Below are 20,384 nucleotides of genomic sequence, written 5' to 3'. Positions count from 1 at the left end.
TACCGTTATAGCCAGCAAGCGCTGACAATGAAAAAAGAGTATGACAGCCACCTAAAAGGGTAAAACGCTGTAATTGCCCTTTTGGGGTGCAAAAGAAAAAGCCCTCCCGAAGGAGGGCTTTTTATGCGGCCAAGGACAAGCCTTGCTGTCCTCTTTGCAACTCTGTGTCGTCGCGGCGATGTAAGCGTTGAACCGCCTTGATCATCGTTCTGACATGTCGCTCCAAAGAGGCTGGATGGCGTTTTGACAGTAGGTTGATCCAGTCGAGATAGATAGCAAGCGCGGAACCTTCGGTTAGGGCTGCCTGTATCGCCTCATACTGCCCTACGGCACTCTGGACCACATCATTCACCCACTGGGCGTCAGTATTGTCCAAGAGCTCGCAGAGGGCCGTATAAGCCTTCCTTCTGGTCGCGGCCATGTAACGACGAATGTTGGCGTTTCCGCTCCCCTCTCGCCCTTCCATGACGCTCATACAGAATGCGCTGGAGTAACAAAGCATCGCGTCAGTCACGTAGTTAAACCATCGCTCCTGATGCCGTTTCTGTTCTTCCATTGCTTCCTGGTCAAGTTGCTTCTCGATGAACAACCCCGTCGGAGTACGGTGGTGCAGATGGTACTTGAACGTTAAGTGCAAGTTGACCCACCAGCGTACCGTTGCCAGTCTTCCCTTGATTTTTCGCTTCACCAGATCTTTGTACTTAGCATCGCTAAGCACTTTGACATCCTTGCGCTGTTGGATTCCTTCCATCGTCTGTAGCCCTGTAAGGCCCATCTGGTGGTAGGTTTGACCTCTTTGCATCATACGGTGATACAAAGCGCCTTTTCCTTTCGCAAGCTGGATTGCTCCGAACCGAAGGTAGAACTGCGCTGCACTACCGGGCGTATAATGTCCCTTTAGTACAGACTCCCTTAGTCGCGGGTATTCGTTCCAGATGATGAACGCAGCGGAGTCGGGATCGACTTTCACTTCATCATCTTCTGCGAAGCAAACCACCCTTCTCTTTCCGTCTGCGGTATTGATCACTTGCGCTGCCAACGGGTCATCCCCGCCGTCAAAGTAAGCCATTTCCGCTAACGGATCGGCCAAGCCATCAGAAAGCGAACCATCGCCCCAGCGACCAACCTTCAACCACAATGGCTTCGGAATTGGTGACTGAGGAACGGTTTCACACTGCGGCTCGTCTTCCAGCAAGTCCAGATCACCCATCGACCAAACCCTGTGGTAAATCTCCAGGGCATGGAAAGGCTTATCATTGAAATGATGGAAGGCCCACATGAAGTCGATATGGACTAAAGCCTCTTCCGATATGATCCGGAATTGTGGCTCTGCCATTCGACGGTTCCAGTCGTTATCCTCTGCTTGACCAGTAGCCAGCTTGTATGCCAGCTCATCAGCTCTCTTTTGCTCCATGTAGTCCATGCTGCAACAGACATGAAGCAATCGTTCTAGGAAAACAGGACTGTAAACGTCCGGCTGTATTTTGATGTATCCGCCCTCGTAAATCGTTCGACCTACGGGATGGCGGTCTTCCCATGCGTACCGGCGTTTTGCCAAGTAGCGCTGGATGCGGTTCAGCCCCGACATATAGCCATGCCTTTCAGGGTCCGTGGCAAGCAACGTCTCCATTGACTTATCCAACCCAACAGCCTGGCAAGCCCAGCAACCGAAGCGAGCGCCACAGGCGTCACTGGCCTTCTTCTCTGTTGCCGACCACACGCACTCCCCTGTTGCCGCCTTGTAAAGCTCTGCCGTAGTGACATTGCTCTCCAAGTAACTTGGCAGAGGATATGCTGAGCCCATGCCAGCGGATAGTAAGAACTCCCAGACATCACTCGCCAACCAGTTTTTCACCACATACAGCTCACCCCCATCTTTCGTCTTAATGACGCGATCTGAGCTTCCTCGCTGTTTTGCAATGTTGGCCGCACGAATAGTGCTTTCAGCATCACGACTGCCCAGCAAAAGGCAGACTTTCTGTCGAACCTCTTTGGGAAGCTCTCGCATATAAGCTGCCTTCGCTCTTTTGGCAGAGGTGATTTTTAAATCCTGGCTACACTGGCGGGCCGTGGAGTTGGAAAACGTAGGCAACCCCCTCCCAGTAAGGATTCGGCCCGTCCAACTCTGCGAGATCCCAGGCTTTGCTAGAACGATGGTCAGAGGAAGGTTTTCCTTCGCAATGAAACGCTCCAGCTCGGCCAGTTTCTGATCCGCCAGCCACCTTACCTCTGGGCTTTCGATCAGTGTGTCAGTGTGCAAGATGAAGTGGTGCTGGCTGATGGTCGCCCCACTCCTTACAGCCCGGATCAGGGCCATCAGGAACAGGTGCAAGACCGTTTCAGAATCTTTACCACTGGAATAGCCGATCATCATGGTCCACCCATCAATTAAGGCCGTGTGAATGGACTCAACCGATGACGTGATCAACGATGACAGACTGGTTCCTCTACTGGCATCAACGAAGTTCAAATCCTCGTTATCAGTCAGTTCTGACCAAACAGAATCCCACTTATCCCCACGCAAAAGCACTGGGATGGGTTGTTCTGATAGATCAAAGTTTAATGTTTGTTGCATAGGGCCTCCTGGATTAGCAGGGTGCCCATCCCTTCCGGGAAAGCACCCCGGTAGGGTTAAAATTGAATCCTGGCTATCAGACCTGAACTAGCTGCTACTCGACATCTGGTTGTCTTCGTATTGCTGCTTGGCCTGTTTCACCAGATCAATGTCACCGTCTTGCAGCTTTTGAATATCAAGCTGTAGACGAGCCTTGTGTTTCAACAGTTCAGCGACCGCATTATCAATGTGATCAATGAGCGATTGGTTTTTTTGGATGGTGTAACTGTTGAGTTCATCGAGCAGGGGCCATGCAACACTCGAATGAGTGTTGAGCAATGGGTACTCTGCTTCGATCTCACAAACCACACCGTTTGCTCCTTCTCTGTAATGAGGGAACCCGACACGCAGACCGATACGACGATCCAGCGCTGCATTTACAGTACATTCCAAAGAAGTTCGGTTTGAAAAAACATCGTTGACGTTTTTAGACATGCTATATCTCCGTTCAGTTTATGACGGAGCCCCCCTAACAGGAGGTGCTCCCGTCAGGGTTGATAATTTGCTGTTTGTTTTTGGCAGCCAGCTACCGCACTTGAGCGCCTAAGGCACTTTCCGAAGCACCCTGGGAAACCGAGATGCTTGGGAAAGCGCGGGGTTTCCCCCTGCGCTGATTACCCTTTTTAAGGGGCCGGTACGCCGATTTCTCGGCGCACTCAGGTTGAAGCTACACAGTCAAGAACCAACGTTTCATAGGGACGGTGATGTCTATCATCCCGTTTCCACATGGATTCTGGCCCCAGAATCTGTAGGTCGTCTCATAGAAGTCAAACTCAGACAAGGACTGAATCTGCGCTTCTGAGATCGGCTCAAATGGTCCACCGCAACCGATGTGCATATTGAGCCCATAATCTCGAAGCTCTAGCTCTCCGAGATTTAGCGTCTTCCCGCCCACACAAGCAACCAAGTTCTGGTTTCTGACGTCGCCTTCTTTGAACAGCAAAGCTGACTCATCGTAGCTCCCATATTGGTTGGTAAACTTCACAATATGCCCGTGCTTAGGTGAGGTTTGTTCCGACAACTCTTTCAGTAATCGCTTTACGCTTTGAAATCTCGCGTACAGAGCTGGCGTAAACTGCCCAGAGTAGTTCAAGTTTGGGCAGATCATTTCAAGCATCTCATCAGGTACAGATTCAAGCCCCATTTGCGCGGCCAATGGCTTCGCCTTTTTCAGACCTTCCTCAAGCACTCTCTGATTTACAAGTTGTTCTAATGTGTTCATTTGACTCTCCACTTTCGAGAGAGCAATGCAAGCCGTCTCCGGACTTACATTGCCCGTTAACGGCTTTATTGGTTTATCCCAAGAGGTACGGAGCTACGCCAGTCAGGAAGCCCATGACTCCCAACACAGCGCCAACCACGCCCAATTTGATTGACAGTTGGACACTTTGATCCGGATGGTTCCAGAACCACTGCCAGACTTCCCAGCGCCTGGCTCTGCGAACCTCAAGATTTACAGTGTCTTTAAAACGAACACCCAGAGCATCTACCGCATCGTAATCCAGCGCGACCGCCAGCTTTGTGATGGATAAATTCCCAGGGTTGCCCATCGCATACCGGAGAACCTTTGCTTTGGTCTCTGGGTTTACGATCATAACCGGCTCCCTCCTGAAAAAACGGGTCTTGTCTTTTCGCTTGGAATCCATGTTGCGGTTATGGAACCTGGCAATGCAGTGTTGAAGGCCTGAATCCTCGGGAGGTAAAGGCACAACAGTTTCGATTTTCATGATTACTCTCCTTTCGGATAGGCCGGAGCAAAGGCCTTTCGGCATTGCCCCGGTGAGTTACTAATGAACCAAAGATGAAGTGACCATGATTGCGTCTCCGGACATCATTACCGGGAGATATTCGCAAGGCTCATGGCCGCAGCTCTTTTTAGTTCCGTTAGGTGAATAGACAGCCAATTGACCATCCATAATGTTGAAGGGCATCCCCTGTTTTTTCGCTGCCGGTGACAGCTTGAGAGTGCCCTTTGCGTCAACCAATGCCGTTGCCCAATGGAAGTCTTCACCACCGATCACCGGCTGTGATTCATCCACGACTTCGACCATGATTGGCATCATTCCAACCCAGCTCCACAGGCTGTTCCCTAATGCGAGGGCTAAAGCCTCGAACGCGGGAAAGACTACCGATTGCCCGAGAATCTGGTGGGCAATAGTGTCCGACAGACCTTGGATGAGTTCCTCTGGTATCCCTTTCACTCGACAATGTTCTGTCGGTGTAAAGATGCGAGACAACTCCGGCTGTTCTGGATGAACAATGAAAGGTTCGGTACTTCTGCATTTTGCATAGTCCTTACCTATGGTGCCGCAAAACTCATCGTCGCCAGTCAGAAGCTGGCGAGAGAACCCCTTGCCAGCAGCTTTGTCTCTCAACTCCTTCTCAGCCAGATAGTCAAATGACTTCCAACGTTCAGAATCGAGCGGAACTGGCTCCAGGATGTCCTGTATGCGACTTTCCTTGGTGCGAACAGGCTGAACCTTCTCAAGTTCAAACCCGTCGATCCCGTGGGAAAGCGCAACAACACAAAGACGCTTGCGGCGCTCAATAACCCCAAACTCATTGCCGTCGAGAATGCGCTCTTGTAGGGAGTAACCCAACGAAGAGAGCACCGAACGAATCACTTCCATCGAAGCGGTGTTCTGGTACTCAGGCACGTTCTCAATCAGCACAACGGCTGGGTTTAGCGCTTCTACGAATTGCAGGAAGTTGAAGAACATGGCACCTGCCGCCTCATGCGATTCGGCAAACTCCAACTTGTTCTTACTGCGACCTGACTTTGACGCGCCGGTACACGGTATGCCCCCCATCAAAACATCCACCTGTGGTGGGCGTTTGCTGAGATTCACAGCCTGGATTGGCGATTCGATAACAATAGAATCTTCGTTCCAAAGCTCCGGGTTATTTGCCAAAGACGAATCGAGATATTTCCCTTCCATCTCCACGGCCACAGATATGGCACTGGCAATTCCCGCCTTGTGAAAACCGGCGTGAATCGCTTTATCAAGCACACCACCCCCATGAAAGAGGCTGCATACCGAAAGCGATTCTCCATTCTCCAGCTTACTGATAAGCCGGTTGACGCGCTCGATCACTCGCTCTTGTTGATGGTGAGCAGAGATCACAATTGCGCCGTTACGGATGAACACGCGGAGCATCTCTACACCGTCAAAAACGGTAGCAAGCTCCTGCACGGTCAGATCGATGATTGGAGACACCCGGCCATTGCGCTCGCGCTTACTGATGGTGAACTTACCCTCCTCTTTGACGCGAAGCACAACCTGGGAATCTTTCAGCTCCAGATCATACTTCATGCCAGGATAGTAACCTTCACGCAGTAGCTTTTGGCCTTCCAGCCAGACGCGCTTCTTGCCTCGATGTTCTCCTAACTTGGTGTTTACGATAGTAGCCATGAGCTCTCTCCTTTCGGTTGAGAGGCCACTACCGTCCCAATCGGGAAGTAATGGCCCCGATGGGTTTAAAGTGGTTCTCAGTTCACAGCGATGCCGTGAGACTGAATGGCATTAGCAAAGCCAGCCATTTGTTCAGGGAAGGTGTAGCGGTTGATGTCCTGGCTGCGAGCCAGATTGACATGCACCTTCTTCACCTTCGTTTCGTCAGAGTCGTACTTTTCAAGCGCCAGCTTCTCAGCTTCTTCCGGATCTCGGCCCAGCGAGTAGGCGTAAATCACAGAGGTGAAGCCAAGTCCTGAGCCGAATGCGTAGACTTGTTTCTCGAAATGGACGTCAGCGAAATAGATGCTGAATCCGGATTTGAGGTTATGTTTTTCCATGATGCACTCCAAATAGTTTGGGGGCGCACCACGTCCCGAACCGGGCGGATGCACCCGGTTTAGGGTTAGTAGATTGCTCAAGCTGTTACGCCAGCCTGAGCCTTTATTGCTTCAAGCACGATCTCTGCTTCCTTGATAGAACCAGTGCTGTACAGCTTATGCAGCACCCGGCCAAGGTTCACAGAGATCTTTTCTTTCACTTGGAGATACTTGACATAGAAGTCATACAGTTTCTCCGCCTGCTCAAGGTGGGACATGCTCTCAACGGGAATGGTATTCCCTGGATTGCAGTACCACTTTCCGAGCACCTTTTGTACAAATCCCTCTTTGTCTCCTACGAACTGATTTGTGCCAAACACCCCACTGGTTGGTGAGCGTTGAATAACAGAAATCGGATTCGCAAAGCTGGCAAGAGTAGTCATAGTTGTGGCTCCATGTTTGTCAGGGAACCACCAGCCCGAGGGGCAGTGATCCCCCAAGGGTTATGTAGAATGCTGTTTGTTTGGGGAGGCCAGCTACCTCACTATTCACTCTCGACAGAGAGCAAAATCTTGCTTTCCGAGGGGCACAAACTTTCACATGTGAAAGTCGATGCCACTGGGAAAGCAGGGGGTTAACCCCCCGCTTTAACCCGCGCTAAGCGGTTTAGGATAGACTTCACGCCTTCCCTTACTCCAGATGGATCGTAACCTGCTTCATCGCAGCAGACCACAAATGAGAATGGATGTACCTCATCGGACATCACCCAAGCCATCGTTTCCTGCTTGATTTCACTTCCAGCTCGACCATCAGCAAGGACTCTAAGGCTATGCCATAAAAGCCCATCACGTAACTGCCTTACCTCATCATCAGTCCATTCAGGCTTTGGCTCAAATGGAATGACTTCTGCGGTCTTCGGCTCTTCATCCAGGAAGAAAAGCGGCAGCTCAAGCTGGTTTTCCTTCTGGATCATCTTCACTGCATTCATGGTGACTCCTTTTACGGGCACCATGCCCCCACAGGGGCATGAAGCCCCCAGTGGGGTTACAGTCATAGTTACTTCACGCCTGCCAGTTGAGAATTGATGTTCTCTTCCAGCCAGCCTTGAAGCGATTCAAGGTCACGTTTGTCTTCCGTATTGCTGGCTTTACGTGCATCTTCCGACACAGCGCTCAACATGGCGTTAGCCTCAGCAAGTGATTCAACATTGTTCCCAGGGAACACAATCGTTTGACTGTGATCTTTCATGGTCTTCTCCTTTGAGAATGGAGGACCGTCTCCCATCAGGAAGAGCGGCCCCGTGGGTTAAAAGTAAAAATCCTCCAGCTCTTCATGGTCAGGCTTTCGCTCAACTGGTCGAAGCAACTCAGCTTCATCAGCGAACTCAAGCTCAGGATGAAAAGCAGGATGAAATCCTCGATGCCAGACTGGACGGTCATTATCGAGGTCTAAGTAGCAGTGCCTCCCACTGGCTGGGTGATAGCAGTAAAGCCACTGTCTACCACTAACGGTAAACGGCTTCTCTGCACCTCCACATGCCGGTACAAGGTTATCTGCTGCTATATGCGCTACAGCATCCATAGGATCAGTCCTCATCTTCGTCATCACGAACACAAAGATCACGAGCAACTATTTCCGCAGCTATCAACGCATAATCGTTGCCCTGCCAGAACCACCGCTCCGCCAGCTCATAGGCTTCGCTGGAAGGTTCGCCATAACCATGAGCCACCACGTAATCGTGGAACACTTCATGATCAAATGCCTTGCCATCAGCTTCCATGAACCAACCGACAGGGCACTCCAGAATGCGATGCCTTACGACATCTCGCTCTGAATACCCCTCTCTGACGGCTTGCTCCAACATTTCCCGCGACATACCAGGAGGAGTGATGATCTCTATGCTGATCCCGTCACTTCCTGCAAGATTGTCCTCGTATGGAAGACCGGCAAGTGTAAGGTGATTGCGCTTGCACCAGCCGATGGTCCGAAGTATCCGACTTTTGTCAGACTCCCTGGCCGTGTATCGGTTAAGCTGCATAGCCACCTCCAGCACACTCCCCATCTTCGATTTCACTTCCGAGCTCGACCATTCCAATCAGGTCAAGCTGGGTCATGTCCGAATCCAGAGAGCAGTCAATTGCTGACTGAATGATGCCTTTGTGGGCCAAGCCTAAAACGGACTTAATAGTCGAAAGCAGAGACTCGGCTTCGCTCTCGATTTGCTCCAGAATGTCTTTCCATTCCCAGTGCTCAAACGGTTGCCAAACGACCAGATCCTCAGGCTCGTCTCCCCGTTCGACACACTCAGACAAATACTCATAAGCCTTGCACCAATTCTCTTGTTGGCCCAGTTCACTGAGCACTAGAGCGGTAGCATGACCGTATGCGATTTGTTCAACTTTGGTATTGATAGACATTGTGTTTCTCCTCGTAATGGATAGAGGAGCCCCACCCGCAGGAAAGGCTCCTCCGGATGGGTTAAATTTCCAAGGTCACATCGGTTTTTGCTTTAGCGCAGCAAACCAACACTTCCCCTTCTTTGACAAATGCGATGGGCGTCTCGTCATAGGCCACTTGACCTTCGAGTAGACGAACCCGGCACATGCCACAAAAGCCACTGCGACAATGCGTTTCAACAGTGAGGCCTTTGCTTTCGATTTGCGCCAACAGCACATTGTTGCTGGCTTGAAGTTGTACGTTCATGGTCACGCTCCTTTGTTGTTGATGAGCGCGACCAATCCCCTCCGGGATGTCACGCCCCGGTTGGGCTACTCAGCAAGTGCATAGACACCTACCTCGATGCGAATAAAGAACCTGGCATCTTGAAGAACTTGCCTGACCTTTGCTTGCCAGTGGTTGTTCTCTCGATGCTTTGCGTAGGGTTCAATCTCTTTGTAAATCTGCTCCAGCTTCAACGTTTTCCCCTGTAGGGTTCGGCGTATTGCAGCTTTCCACGTAGTCGAAACCATATTGGTTGCTCGACGGTGTACGGCAGCAAGAAGACAGAGCGATGAGGCAACGTCGTTACGACGAAACACCAACAGCTTTTCATGGGCGATACGCACCAGCTTCCCGGAATACTGAGTTCGGTCACTCACACAGTTGTGCTGTGTTTTGATGATCTCATCCACCAGCTTCCCAGGTGCGATACGTTCCACAAGGCTGGACAGGTTGAAATAATCCCCATCGCGCCTCAGGTTTCCCATGAGGATTCCGTAATGCCCTCCTCGCTCACAGGCGTCATGAATATTCATAACGGCCAGCTCAAGGGCTTCAACGAACTCAGGCAAATTCATGCGGCTCATATCCCATTTGTTGGGCTCGCCCCACTGCTTACCTGAATACTGGATCATGTCCCAGTAAGGAGGGTGCCACCAGATCAGGTGTGCAGGCTCTCCGAGGAACGAAAGGAAGTCATCCCGCAACAGGTTGAACCCCTGATGCAAGTCTGTCCCTTTGAAACGGACACCAAGTTCATTGGCAACGTCGATGCTAGAGCCACCCCCAACACTTGGGTCTGCCACCAGCCCGTTCGGCTTTCTCATGTAAGACTCAATGAAGTCTTTAACGATAAAGCCCGAGCAGTTGCCTCGGTACTTGTTGTTTCCGTAAGGCCCCCTGTTTTCGTAGGAGCATACTGATGATTTGAACATGGCGTCCTCCATCATAGATGGGGCGCACCATGCTCCCATCAGGGGCCGGTTCGCCCCTGGTTAGGGATTAAGATCAAGCGTTATCTGCATACCACCAGCTAAGGCGATTGCAATCACGAAAGAAGGTTGCTTCATCAGGAGCCTTCATCATGACCACATCACCTTCGCAGTAGGTGCATAGCTCAAGCGTTGCTTCATTTTTCCAAAAGGCACTGCACCCCGATTCTTGATACACAACCTCCCATTTGGGATGTCGCAAGTACCGATGGAAGAAATCGAGAGTGTCACCATAAGGGAAGTTGAAGCGCTCCATCACTGAACCATTTTCTGTCAGTTCAGGTTTAACCTTGCCGGTTTTCAAGCGCTTCTTGATGATGCGCTGAACCCAACGAAGTCGTGCAAACAGCCGATTGGTGTCTTTCTCGTACCACTGGGGATTACGCTTGCTCCAGTAGAGCTTGGCGAAGATTTCCCCGGACAAATCCTTCATCTGGTTTTCGTTGAGCTCATCAAGAAAACGTCGAGAAGGTTTGTCGTAGTCAAGAACTGCTTCCAAAGCTGATAGGTTTTTCATAGGGACTCCTTATTGCGATTGCGGAGCCCCGTCCCCTCAGGGCTATCGGAGCCCCATAGGGTTAATTAGGGTTAATGGTTGAACGGCGATTTATCGAGGGTTGGTGAATCGAATGGCTTTACCAACGAAATCGGCCATCAGTCGATTCCCAGTAGAGCTGAAATAGCTCTGCCACTCTTTCCAACCACCAACGGATTCCACCGAGCTTGGAGACTCGAAGATACCCCAGATACGCATTTCACAACCTCGTTGCAACACTCGGTTTACCTGGTCAACCAAGTATTCCTTGTTCTGCAATGAAGAGAGGTTGCAAGGCATCTGCATGATCAGCTTTTCAGCTTGCTCGAAGTCGATTTTTTCAATCAACCCCGTGCGGGTATCCACAGAGAATGGAACCACCTGTTGACCGTGGTTAGACCACAACCAATGGGTGATATAGATCGGATTAACGCCAACTTCCGCTGGCACCAATACGCTGCCGCAAGACCGCAACAGCCAGACCAGACGTAAACCATCGAATCGATCCAGAGACTCCACATCGGTAGTGATGTCATCCTGGTAGATTTCAGGCAGCTTATGTTCGGCGGCGAGAGAGATCATTACGGATTTGAGATTGTTCAGATGAGACATGTGTGCTCCTTAAAGTAACTTGGGCACACAGAGCCTGTCAGGCGCAGTGCGCCCTTAGGCTGAGGTTGAATGCTGTTTGTTTTTGGCGACCAGCTATCGCACGTTTCGCCCTCAGAGAGGACAAAATTCACTTTCTCAGCAACCCTCAATGAAGGCCTCTGAGAAAGTGGGAGGGTATTCCCTCCTCACTTTGATTGTTCCACGAGAGCTGTGTGAACAGGAACGCTCAAACTGCCCTTTTCGGGTGCAAAGCTCAAAGACGCATCAACTGCCCCGTCTTTTCAGTTCTTCGACCAGATGTTCAGGCACCTTACTCGCAGTACAGGCCAGCAATACATCGAGGCCTACCGGCTTGTGAAAGCGCTTATTTGACCAGGAATCGCCAACTGATGACTTTGCCCAGTCGATTGCTTGCCCAAGACTGTGGAACTGCCGCCTGCCTGTGTATCCCATACGACTATCCAAAGTAACACCCTGGAACAGTCTCCAGTACATCGGAGGAATGCGCTTAGCAAGCAGTAAAAAAGGCGTCTCCGGCACTGTAGCCCTTCTACCTTTGTTCCGATGATACAAATCCAAAGATGAATGGAATTGGTTCATAGACTCTCCAAATAAAAACGGCCACCCCCGAAGGGATAGCCGTTTGTCGTTTCACTTCCTGTTAAGCTGCAAAAGCAGTCAATGACCGCTCCATCAACTTAAACAGTGTGCGTTGCAGAGCTGCCGCATCATCAATGACAATGTTCTTTTGGAACAGTCCTGACACTGCGGTAGTCTCTACCCCTATGCCGATCACCTCAACATCGCTTCGTTCACAGAGGTCAATCACTGAGCGACATGCCGGGGCGCTTTGAGGCTGCCCGTCAGTCACTACGATCAACATTTTTCGCTCTTCACGGGTCTTGGTGAGTTCAAAAGCTGCATACCACATAGCTTCCGCCATAGGCGTACCGCCAGTTGCTTTGAACCCAAACCGACCGGCCCGATTCTGAACCGTATCTCCATGCTTCACGACACTGAACACTGGCTGGTTCCGGTTGCCACCAAAAAAGGTGACTGCCGGGTTTACGCCGGGTATTGCTTCCAGAGCCATCGAAATAGCCAAGGACGCTTCCCGCGCAATGTCTTGACGCTCCTTTCCATTGGCGGCCTTGTAGGCCATCGAGGAGCTCATATCAACCAGGATGTGAACCGCCGTATTAGGGCGTTTCTTGGCTTCCGGCTTGAGGAATACGCGGGTATCACCCGTCACTACACGATGTAGTTTCCGAGCATCCACACGCTTCCCTGATCGTTGGTTACGGTGAGCAACTCGCTGGCTGGCCTGGACCAATCCGTAGAGCTGCGTTCTTATCTTTGAAGTGGTGCTCTTCACATCCCCTACCAGGCTTTTGCCAACAGCAGGGTTGTCCTGGGTGTTCACAGCAGAGCGAACAGTCATATAGCTACTGTCCCCCTTATCTTGAGCCACCCGGTTGAGCTCGGCTTTAAGTGCATCATGCGCGTCACCACGCAAATCACCGGCACCGGCATTCAGAACCTGCTGGAGCATTTTGGCCGCGTCTTGTTTCGCCGCGTCAGAATTGCCACCAGCCTGGCTTTGTCCTGCCTTGCTGCCACCATCAGTATCCGACTTGCCTTGGTCGCCCTGTCCTTTCGGATCAGATTTCCCGTTAGCATCGTCTTGCTTCTGGTCTTTACCTTGCTGATCACCACCATTGGCATCAGGCCCTTGGTTTTGATCGTTACCACTTCCGCCCTGACTGTTCTGAGGTTGGTTGCCACCAGCATTCTGCTGGTTGTTACCATCCTGACCATTCAGGGGCTTTTGCTCTTCTTTCTCCTTTTCCTCCTCGATCATCTTGATGATTTGGTCGGCCAAGGATGTCACCTCTGCGGTTGACTTAGTGTTCACAGCCTTACGCAGTAAAGCGTTCAGCCGAACAACAACACCCTGAGGGAACACGCGCTCGAATACGGGGGTAGCCGAATCGAGATAGGGTTGAAGGACGGATTGCCCTACAGCCTTGGTTTGCAACCAGTACAAACAAAACCCTGTCAGAATGGAGGCAGGGGCCTCTTTGTCTGTGACGTGCTCGTAATGACCAGCTTGAGCCATATAGCGAGCAACCTCATTCAGGGTCTGCGACGTACCGGGGAAGAGTTCCATCATGGCCCGTTCTATGCGGCAGTCCTCCAAAACGTTGGACAACTCAGCATGAAGACCTCTGCGGCGCTCAACACCAAAGTCCGTAAACCGGACATGGGCTGCTTCATGGGCCAAATACCCCCAGACAGCATCCATGTGAGGATAGTCGTCGGGGATATTCGGAACCACGATGGTCTTACCATCGGTGTATGCGTCATCGTTACCGATGGCGACTTTGACACCGAGTTTTTCACCATAGGCTGCGGCCACGATTGGTAGAGCGCTGTAAATGGTGCGTTTTTTGGACATATCTTTTCTCCTGGTAGGGAAGGAGATAGTCCACCCCTGGAGGGAATGGCTATCCCCTCCGGGTCGGTTTAGTTGAAGTGACTATTAGAAGAAATAGTCGCCATCGTCGTCAGTTTTAGGCAGCTCCTGGTTGAGAGGCTCCTCTGTCGGCTCCTCTTGGACAGGCTCTTGCTCTACCGGAGTTTCCTCAGGCAAAACCGGCTCATCCTCAACATCAACGCGCTCTTCTCGAACCACATCACCGGCATTGGATTCATCTTCCGATTCACCCTCGCCTCGTTCTGCAAAACTCTTGAAGAAGTTGTCGATGTCTTCATCCAGGTCAACAGCGTTACCACCGCTGTTAGTCTGTTCTGATTGAACAGATTCAGTACCACCTACCTGTTGCTGCTTGGTTTCGCCACCCTCTGTTGCAGGGATAAGCTCACCGGCTTTATCGCTTTTCTGTTCGGCCTTTTCATCTTTAGAACGGTCCCCCATCTGGGCTCCCGAACCGCCAATGTCATTAGCCATGCCCTCTACAGTAATCGAGCCATTGGCATACTGCTCGATGCGGTCCCTCTCGCTCATGATCAGCACTGCGGCCACGACCTGATAAAAGAAAGGCGCAACGATGTTTCGGCCATCGGCATGTTGCTCGTATCCCCGGAGGGTTTGGTCGAGCAGCTTGACCAGAGGGTTAAAAGCGCTGTTCAGGAAGCTAAGCCCATCCACCTTGTCGCGGATGTTACGGAGTGTCTGCCGAGTAGTGACCGCACATTGGTCTCGACCGGCCAAACGTTCCATATAGAACTTATTCGCTTCCTGAACCACTTCGGAGATGAGATCGTCACCCAAGCGCTCAACCTTGCGGTTAAGGCGTTTGGCGTTGGCCTCATCTTCGTTCACAGGCTGGATCATGAACACCTGGTACTCAAAGCCAATCCGCTCCTCGACCGTTTCCTTTGGAAGGGCTCCGGCACGGATAGCTCGTTCATACTCAGGGTTCTCCTGACACCATTCATCCACGGCTTTGTTGTAACCTTTGATGAAATCCTGTTTCAGTTGGTTAAACTGAAAGTTTATGTCATTCAGCTTGTTACAGATTTCATCGGTCTTGCTGACGGGTACGGCAAATCCGTTCATGAACGGCATACCGAATTTCAGCAGGAGGCGACGAGTTTCTGTTTTCAGGCGATGAAAGCCTTTCAGCTTAGCCGGATCACAGATCTTCTTACTTCCCAGTTGAGCTACTTTCTCAGGTGGAATTTCACCACCCTCGCCCAGCTTGAGATCAGATGCAGACAAACGGGTTTGTCCACTCCAGATGTCAAAGTCTACGTGGATAACACAGAGGCTTTGTAGATGGTTCACTTTAGTCATGATGCACTCCAAAAAGTTGGGGGCGCACCACGTCCCGAACCGGGCGGATGCGCCCGGTTGGGCTAGTAAATTAACGTTAATTTGCTGTTTGTTTTTGGCGACCAGCTATCGCACTTTTCGCTCTCCGAAGAGAACAAAATCTTGCTTTCCGTTGGAGACTCCCAGAATCCCCAAGGGAAAGCGGGGGAAAATCCCCCACTCACCAGTAGAACGTCTCTACTTCTTCCGGCAAATCATCAAGAGGAGCAAGCACGTCCTCATCAACAATGTACCGTGGCTTCACAGAGCCAGTAACCGTTACACGGCACCGCTCTGATGACTTCTCTCTGTACTGGTCAACATCCTCAGGCTTCACGCCTGACGCCTTATCAGCCAACAGCTTTTTGTAGTCTACCCGGCCAGCCGCTTTGTATCTCGTTACCATCACACCGCAGTAGTCGGCATGGAAGTATTCCCCCATGAGGGACTTCATGGTGTCGAGATGAGGCTTTTGCCTTTCTTGAAGCTCAGACAGTCGCTGTTTCAGCTCCTGAATCTCAGCATCATAGAGGCGGTATTCCTCAGCAGCAGCAATCCAACGGTTGACCTCTTCACCTTGCGGTATGTACAGGTCTCTCTCTGGATCTTTGTCGGGCTCCTTCTTGTCTACTACCTGTTGCCAGAACTTTTTAGCCTCGGCCAAGATTTCTTGAATCATGGCTTCGTCTCGGAGTATTGGAAACTCCTGAATCTGACCTTCAAAGTAGAAGACTAACCAGCCTTGCTTGGCCCCCGTTACCAGGAGCTGGTGTTGCACCTGCGGGTAATAAAGCTGGTATGCCTTGCTGTTTGCTTTCTCAGCACAAACATCTTCCCAGACAGTCGCACTCGGGCTTTTCAGCTCGACGGGCTCCCCGTTATCTCTCAGGCCATCCAGGGAGGCCCTCATGAGCGGGTATTGAACCGATTCGACACAGGCGGGGAGCAGCATGTCATCATACTTCTCCTCGAAAGCGCGTCTTGCAGCATCTTCGTTTTCTATCCCCCGGCGAACCAGCGGATTAAGACTCAGATCGACTTCACGCGCATACCCAGTCTTCTCGGCCCACAGTCTCCATCGTGTTTTGTACGGAGACCGATTGAGCAGGATAGCGGCGTCAGTGGCTGTTACACCTTGACGCCGCCAATCAAGCCAATCTTCCTCTCGTTGCGATAGGTTGACTATTTTCATGGACCTCTCTCCAATGGTTAGGAGGGAGATCTCCCCCAGCGGGGGAGTCCCCCCCGTTGGGGTTAGTAGTAACTGCCTTCCGCGCCCTCCTCTTCTGTAACAGGGATCATGTCCTCGTCACTCAAAGGCGGCATTTCTTCGGCACCAGGTTCAGCATTTGCAGAACCACCAGCGGCGGACTCTTGCTCGTGCGCTTCCTGGTAGTCAGGTTTCGGAGGCTCCATTTGATCCATCTCCTTGTCACGAAGGAATTGAGTCGCATATTGCAGTTCCGAACCTTCATACCGTCCCTTCACATACTCATGCGCCGCAGACCATGCGTTTTCAGCAATGGCGCGATTTGCGAGTTTGGTTAGGATCGGGTCAAGCTCTTTGTGCTCAATAGCCAAAGGCTCTTGGCTTTGAACTTGAGATGGTGAAGGGAGATTGGCAATAGCCGGGTTAATGGCCGATGCCTGCTCCATTTCACGGATGCGTTCAGCTTCATCCTGGTCATAAATACCAGAGAAACCAAATGCGACACGAGAACACTGGATCAGCGACTTGTGCCGGAGTTGACGCTTGGTGTGCGTTTGCCAGGGGCCATCAACAGTGTAAGCACCATTGCGACCTTGACCCTGAAACGGTTCACGGTACACCTCATCAATGAACTCCTTGATGCGGATAGGGCGAGATCTGTCCTTACGGTAAATCACGCATTCAATCCACTCAGGGCAGTCAACTTTCGCCCCCTGCATTCTGACCATCTTGTCCGAATACACGAACTCGACGCCATCATACTGGGGATGCTCGTTGATGATGCGGCTCCAACCATCAACACCTACTACCGGAATGATCCCATTTTGCTTGTCAGGAAACGCATAGATTTCCCGAGTGAAAGGGTTCAAACCGTACTGTTCAGCCACGATCAGGAGCGTCATCATCTGCTCATCGGTCGGGGCACTTCCATCTCGCTGCTTGAATGCGGTCGCCTTCAAAGTTTCATAGAACTTTCGGGTGTCCACGCCAAACCGGCTTGCGATACGGGTTACAAGAGATTTGTTATCAGACATGGTGTTTCTCCAATTCACGAATGAACGGTTTGAGGACACCATGACCCCCTCGGGGCATGAGTGCCCCCGTGGGGTTTAGTAAGAGTTGGCGGTGTTACCCGCCAGCCAAGTGGTGCAGCCGCATGAACGGGATGTCATCATCCCAGCCATAAGGAGCGGGACCATAGCCTCCGCCCATACCACCTTGCGGTGCTGATTGCTGCACAGGAGCAGATTGCGTACCGGCTCCTGTACGTTGCCCTTTTTGGGGCGCTGCACGTTGAGAGTTGTCCTGAGGTGCATTTCCACTACCACCAAGCATCTGCATTTCAACGCAGTGTACTTCGGTGGTGTAGCGCTCGATTTGTTGGCTGTCAGTCCACTTCCGGGTGCGGTTGCTCCCTTCGAGATAGACTTGGGAGCCCTTTTTCAGGTACTCACCAGCGACTTCTGCCAAACGACCTTTAAGCACAATACGGTGCCACTCAGTATGCTCTCTTTGCTCGCCAGACTGCTTATCGCGCCACGTATCCGTTGTTGCAACGTTGAAGTTGGCAACGGCAGTTCCGCTTGGCATGTAGCGAATTTCCGGGTCAGAACCGAGATTACCGACCAGAATTACTTTGTTGACGCCTTTAGACATCATGACCTCCAAGTTATTTGGAGAGGGCCAACGCCCCTTTCGGGGAGCAAGCCCCCGTAAGGGTTAAAAAAAGTGATCCTCTTGTTCGGCGTCGATCTCTGCCAGGCGAATCAGCTCAGATACAAGGCCAAGCCTTTCTGCATCTGCTCTTACTTCGTCGTAGCTGAAACCAAACCGTTCAATGAGGGGTTTTAGTGAATCAAAACGCTCGTAGTCGAAGGTATCACCCTGTTCATCACAGAATGCCACCAGCGGCTTCTCTACGTTTGAAAAGTCATCCGCGAAACGCTGTTGCAGGTAAACCAACATCAGCAGGGGTTTGTGACCATGTTCCGGGCGGAGTTCACCAGCGCCTTCCAGCGTAGCTGGATGGATAGTGTTTTCGCCTAGTCCAGTGCTAACCCCAAGCTCATAACCGCTGTCAGTACGCATCAGCACACTGGGTAGCAAGTCATTTGAGCCTTCGCTCCGAGCAACCTCAAAGCCGATTAAACCGGCTCCTTTGGCAAAAACCCCAGCAACAAAACCTTTGAAGAGGTTTATGTCACCTGGAGGTAACTCAGAGGGCGGAGATAACAGCCAGTTGAGAGATCCCAAGCTGGCTGTTTGTCCGGCTGAAACATTCCCCCCTTCCAGCACCGTCTGTGTCTCTGCGTTTACCAGCACCTCATCCAGAAAGGTGTACCCCTGGCTGAGAAACTGTGACACATACTGGCTTTCTTTGTCCTTGTAGGACATTGGGATCGTGTCTGGGCCGTTAGCTTCAAAAGGTCCTTCGAGCTTTGTCTCAGACCAATTTTCAGCTTTCCCATCAGTGACGGTTCGGCGTAGCTCGACCATCGTGAATTGGCCTGGCTCCGAGGAGCTGGGCTCCCGGAGCAACTTGTAGCCAATGAAGACTTCTATTGTGGTTTCGTCATTGCCCCACTCTTTAGCAGTGTAACGACGGCACAAACAGTCATTTTTCTTCATGCGTCACCCCTTAGCGCCATTGGTCCCCGAACACATCCTTCGCAACACGCAGGATGGCTTCACGCTCCTCTTTGGCCGCACGGATAAGCAGAGCTTGATCCAGGGCGTATTCAAGAGCATTTGGGGCACCACGGAACGCTAGAGACAGTTTCGCCCAACGCACCAACGTCCGAGTGGACATGGTGACGCTGATCTGACCATCTTCACCGTTTTCGCCAAGAAACAGTTTGCGGACCTGATTAGCAATCCGAACCATTCCCTTCCGCACATTTTCCGGAAGTTTCGGAGTAACACGGCCAAGAATGCTGAGTTCAGCTTCCTCATCCGCATACCCTACTTTGGTGAAACGATAGCGATCCATAGCTGCGAGGTTCTGCATCATCACCCCCTGGTACAAACCAGAAGCATCACCGGACCCCGTAGAGTTACCAGTAACGACCACACGAAACATCGGGTGCGGCTTGATGATTTCCCCGCCATTCTGAGCGATCACAAGGGGACGCCCTTCAAGGACATCGTTGAGACCAGCCAGCTCGGCAGGGTCGGCCAAATCCACCTCGTTGATGAGGAGCAGATGACCTTCACGCATAGCGACTGCCAGAGGTCCATACATGAACTTCATGACAGGTGGTTGACCAGGCTTTTCCGCGACCAGAGCGTGATGTCCAATCAGATCTGTCAGCTCCATCCGCCCGTGGGCAGTGATTTGCTGAACAGGCCAGTTGAGACGACCAGCGATCTCGGTGATACCTGAGGTTTTGCCAGACCCGGTAGGGCCGGTTACGAACAATGCGTCACCGCCAGGCTCTTTGAGATAGGCCAAGACCTCTCGCAGAAACTCTTTGCGGAAAACGTAGTTGGTATCAGTGGCAGGGATGAAAGGGTTTGAACCGTCAGCGTAGCCGATGGCCGTTACCTTCTCCGGAATGCTGGGCATACCGAAAACCTTGCTTACTGAGAATTGAGAGTATTGAGACATAGGTGCGCTCCTATTGTGACAGGCGCACCACGTCCCGAACCGGGCGGATGCGCCCGGTTGGGCTAGTAAATTAACGTTAATTTGCTGTTTGTTTTTGGCGACCAGCTATCGCACTTTTCGCTCTCCGAAGAGAACAAAATCTGCTTACTGATGGTATTCACCATGAGTAAGAAGACTTTTAAGGAGCGAGGAGAGTAGCCTCTCCTGGAGGCCACTCCCTCAATGGACGAACATCACCACATCGTCGTTTTGACCAATGACCCCGGTTTCTTTGGCCCACTTCACTGCTTCACTGTGCGCCTGGTAGGAGCTGGAATACAGTTTCGGATCAAATTTCACCTCGCGTCCATCAGCCAGATAGATGATGCCTGCGTGATCGTCGTAAACATGAAGATTCTGTTGCATTCGACATTCCCCCTGTAGCTTGTCGTCAAAGCCAACTGACACCAGAAGACTTTGAGGACAAGCCACAGAGGCTTGACCAGA

Annotated in this window: 25 protein-coding genes; all 25 read right to left on the bottom strand. The window is 51.5% G+C overall.

Translation table 11 applies throughout. The annotated features are described in order from the left end of the window. Positions 1-121: 121 nt before the first annotated feature. The 25 genes from M1F03_RS19130 to M1F03_RS19010 all read right to left on the bottom strand — a co-directional run bounded on the left by M1F03_RS19130 (position 122) and on the right by M1F03_RS19010 (position 20,303). Positions 122-2,575 carry a phosphoadenosine phosphosulfate reductase gene (locus M1F03_RS19130; RefSeq protein WP_001187970.1) on the bottom strand — a complete coding sequence of 818 codons (2,454 nt, stop codon included), beginning with the start codon at positions 2,573-2,575 and terminating at the stop codon, positions 122-124. Positions 2,576-2,662: 87 nt separating this feature from the next. Next, complete coding sequence (locus M1F03_RS19125; RefSeq protein ID WP_000042274.1) at positions 2,663-3,049, bottom strand: hypothetical protein; 387 nt, start codon at positions 3,047-3,049, stop codon at positions 2,663-2,665. Between the two features lie 232 nt (positions 3,050-3,281). Then, entirely contained in the window at positions 3,282-3,836 is a 555-nt protein-coding gene (locus M1F03_RS19120) for a hypothetical protein (protein ID WP_001093868.1), read from the bottom strand. 73 nt (positions 3,837-3,909) lie between these two features. Further along, a complete protein-coding gene (locus M1F03_RS19115; RefSeq protein ID WP_000687894.1) occupies positions 3,910-4,341 on the bottom strand; it encodes a hypothetical protein in 432 nt (143 codons plus the stop codon). 60 nt (positions 4,342-4,401) lie between these two features. After that, complete coding sequence (locus M1F03_RS19110; protein WP_000201432.1) at positions 4,402-6,027, bottom strand: DNA cytosine methyltransferase; 1,626 nt, start codon at positions 6,025-6,027, stop codon at positions 4,402-4,404. A 77-nt stretch (positions 6,028-6,104) separates the two neighbouring features. Then, positions 6,105-6,407: a hypothetical protein gene (locus tag M1F03_RS19105; protein WP_000410925.1), complete on the bottom strand. Its 303-nt coding sequence runs from the start codon at positions 6,405-6,407 to the stop codon at positions 6,105-6,107. A gap of 77 nt (positions 6,408-6,484) precedes the next feature. Continuing rightward, a complete protein-coding gene (locus tag M1F03_RS19100) occupies positions 6,485-6,829 on the bottom strand; it encodes a hypothetical protein (protein WP_000209093.1) in 345 nt (114 codons plus the stop codon). A gap of 191 nt (positions 6,830-7,020) precedes the next feature. Next, complete coding sequence (locus M1F03_RS19095; protein WP_001337696.1) at positions 7,021-7,398, bottom strand: hypothetical protein; 378 nt, start codon at positions 7,396-7,398, stop codon at positions 7,021-7,023. A 44-nt stretch (positions 7,399-7,442) separates the two neighbouring features. Further along, the gene (locus M1F03_RS19090; RefSeq protein ID WP_000651508.1) at positions 7,443-7,634 is read right to left on the bottom strand and encodes a hypothetical protein; all 192 of its coding nucleotides are present in this window, start codon (positions 7,632-7,634) and stop codon (positions 7,443-7,445) included. Positions 7,635-7,691: 57 nt separating this feature from the next. Next, positions 7,692-7,967 carry a hypothetical protein gene (locus M1F03_RS19085; protein WP_000340223.1) on the bottom strand — a complete coding sequence of 92 codons (276 nt, stop codon included), beginning with the start codon at positions 7,965-7,967 and terminating at the stop codon, positions 7,692-7,694. Positions 7,968-7,971: 4 nt separating this feature from the next. Next, the gene (locus M1F03_RS19080) at positions 7,972-8,424 is read right to left on the bottom strand and encodes a hypothetical protein (protein ID WP_001176699.1); all 453 of its coding nucleotides are present in this window, start codon (positions 8,422-8,424) and stop codon (positions 7,972-7,974) included. After that, positions 8,414-8,803 carry a hypothetical protein gene (locus M1F03_RS19075; protein WP_000026577.1) on the bottom strand — a complete coding sequence of 130 codons (390 nt, stop codon included), beginning with the start codon at positions 8,801-8,803 and terminating at the stop codon, positions 8,414-8,416. The genes M1F03_RS19080 and M1F03_RS19075 overlap by 11 nt, the downstream gene beginning before the upstream one ends. Before the next feature lie 61 nt (positions 8,804-8,864). Next, positions 8,865-9,089: a class I ribonucleotide reductase maintenance protein YfaE gene (gene yfaE / locus M1F03_RS19070; protein WP_001102700.1), complete on the bottom strand. Its 225-nt coding sequence runs from the start codon at positions 9,087-9,089 to the stop codon at positions 8,865-8,867. A 65-nt stretch (positions 9,090-9,154) separates the two neighbouring features. Then, positions 9,155-10,039, bottom strand: coding sequence for a hypothetical protein (locus tag M1F03_RS19065; protein WP_000477209.1), 885 nt, complete (start codon positions 10,037-10,039; stop codon positions 9,155-9,157). A gap of 73 nt (positions 10,040-10,112) precedes the next feature. After that, the gene (locus M1F03_RS19060) at positions 10,113-10,613 is read right to left on the bottom strand and encodes a hypothetical protein (RefSeq protein ID WP_000793769.1); all 501 of its coding nucleotides are present in this window, start codon (positions 10,611-10,613) and stop codon (positions 10,113-10,115) included. Positions 10,614-10,703: 90 nt separating this feature from the next. Next, positions 10,704-11,243, bottom strand: a complete 540-nt coding sequence (locus M1F03_RS19055; RefSeq protein ID WP_000018872.1) for a hypothetical protein — start codon at positions 11,241-11,243, stop codon at positions 10,704-10,706. A 264-nt stretch (positions 11,244-11,507) separates the two neighbouring features. Then, positions 11,508-11,843, bottom strand: a complete 336-nt coding sequence (locus M1F03_RS19050) for a hypothetical protein (RefSeq protein ID WP_001071288.1) — start codon at positions 11,841-11,843, stop codon at positions 11,508-11,510. Positions 11,844-11,904: 61 nt separating this feature from the next. Further along, positions 11,905-13,701, bottom strand: coding sequence for a VWA domain-containing protein (locus M1F03_RS19045; protein ID WP_000039318.1), 1,797 nt, complete (start codon positions 13,699-13,701; stop codon positions 11,905-11,907). 84 nt (positions 13,702-13,785) lie between these two features. After that, positions 13,786-15,063: a DUF3150 domain-containing protein gene (locus M1F03_RS19040; protein WP_000170086.1), complete on the bottom strand. Its 1,278-nt coding sequence runs from the start codon at positions 15,061-15,063 to the stop codon at positions 13,786-13,788. Positions 15,064-15,262: 199 nt separating this feature from the next. Next, positions 15,263-16,273, bottom strand: coding sequence for a YqaJ viral recombinase family protein (locus M1F03_RS19035; protein WP_000706865.1), 1,011 nt, complete (start codon positions 16,271-16,273; stop codon positions 15,263-15,265). A 62-nt stretch (positions 16,274-16,335) separates the two neighbouring features. Further along, complete coding sequence (bet, locus tag M1F03_RS19030) at positions 16,336-17,325, bottom strand: phage recombination protein Bet (protein WP_001282585.1); 990 nt, start codon at positions 17,323-17,325, stop codon at positions 16,336-16,338. A 94-nt stretch (positions 17,326-17,419) separates the two neighbouring features. After that, positions 17,420-17,950, bottom strand: a complete 531-nt coding sequence (gene ssb, locus M1F03_RS19025; protein WP_272572965.1) for a single-stranded DNA-binding protein — start codon at positions 17,948-17,950, stop codon at positions 17,420-17,422. A 60-nt stretch (positions 17,951-18,010) separates the two neighbouring features. Beyond that, on the bottom strand, positions 18,011-18,919 hold the full coding sequence (locus M1F03_RS19020) for a hypothetical protein (protein WP_000739139.1): 909 nt from the start codon (positions 18,917-18,919) through the stop codon (positions 18,011-18,013). A gap of 10 nt (positions 18,920-18,929) precedes the next feature. After that, entirely contained in the window at positions 18,930-19,898 is a 969-nt protein-coding gene (locus M1F03_RS19015) for an AAA family ATPase (protein WP_000085162.1), read from the bottom strand. Between the two features lie 219 nt (positions 19,899-20,117). Further along, complete coding sequence (locus M1F03_RS19010; protein ID WP_001186917.1) at positions 20,118-20,303, bottom strand: hypothetical protein; 186 nt, start codon at positions 20,301-20,303, stop codon at positions 20,118-20,120. Between the last annotated feature and the right edge of the window lie 81 nt (positions 20,304-20,384).

Origin of the sequence: Providencia sp. PROV080 (genome assembly GCF_033688105.1) — a bacterium.
Classification (GTDB): Bacteria; Pseudomonadota; Gammaproteobacteria; order Enterobacterales; family Enterobacteriaceae; genus Providencia; species Providencia zhejiangensis.
The sequence above is the reverse complement of the archived record's forward strand: the minus strand, read 5'-3'. Positions and strand labels throughout refer to the sequence as shown.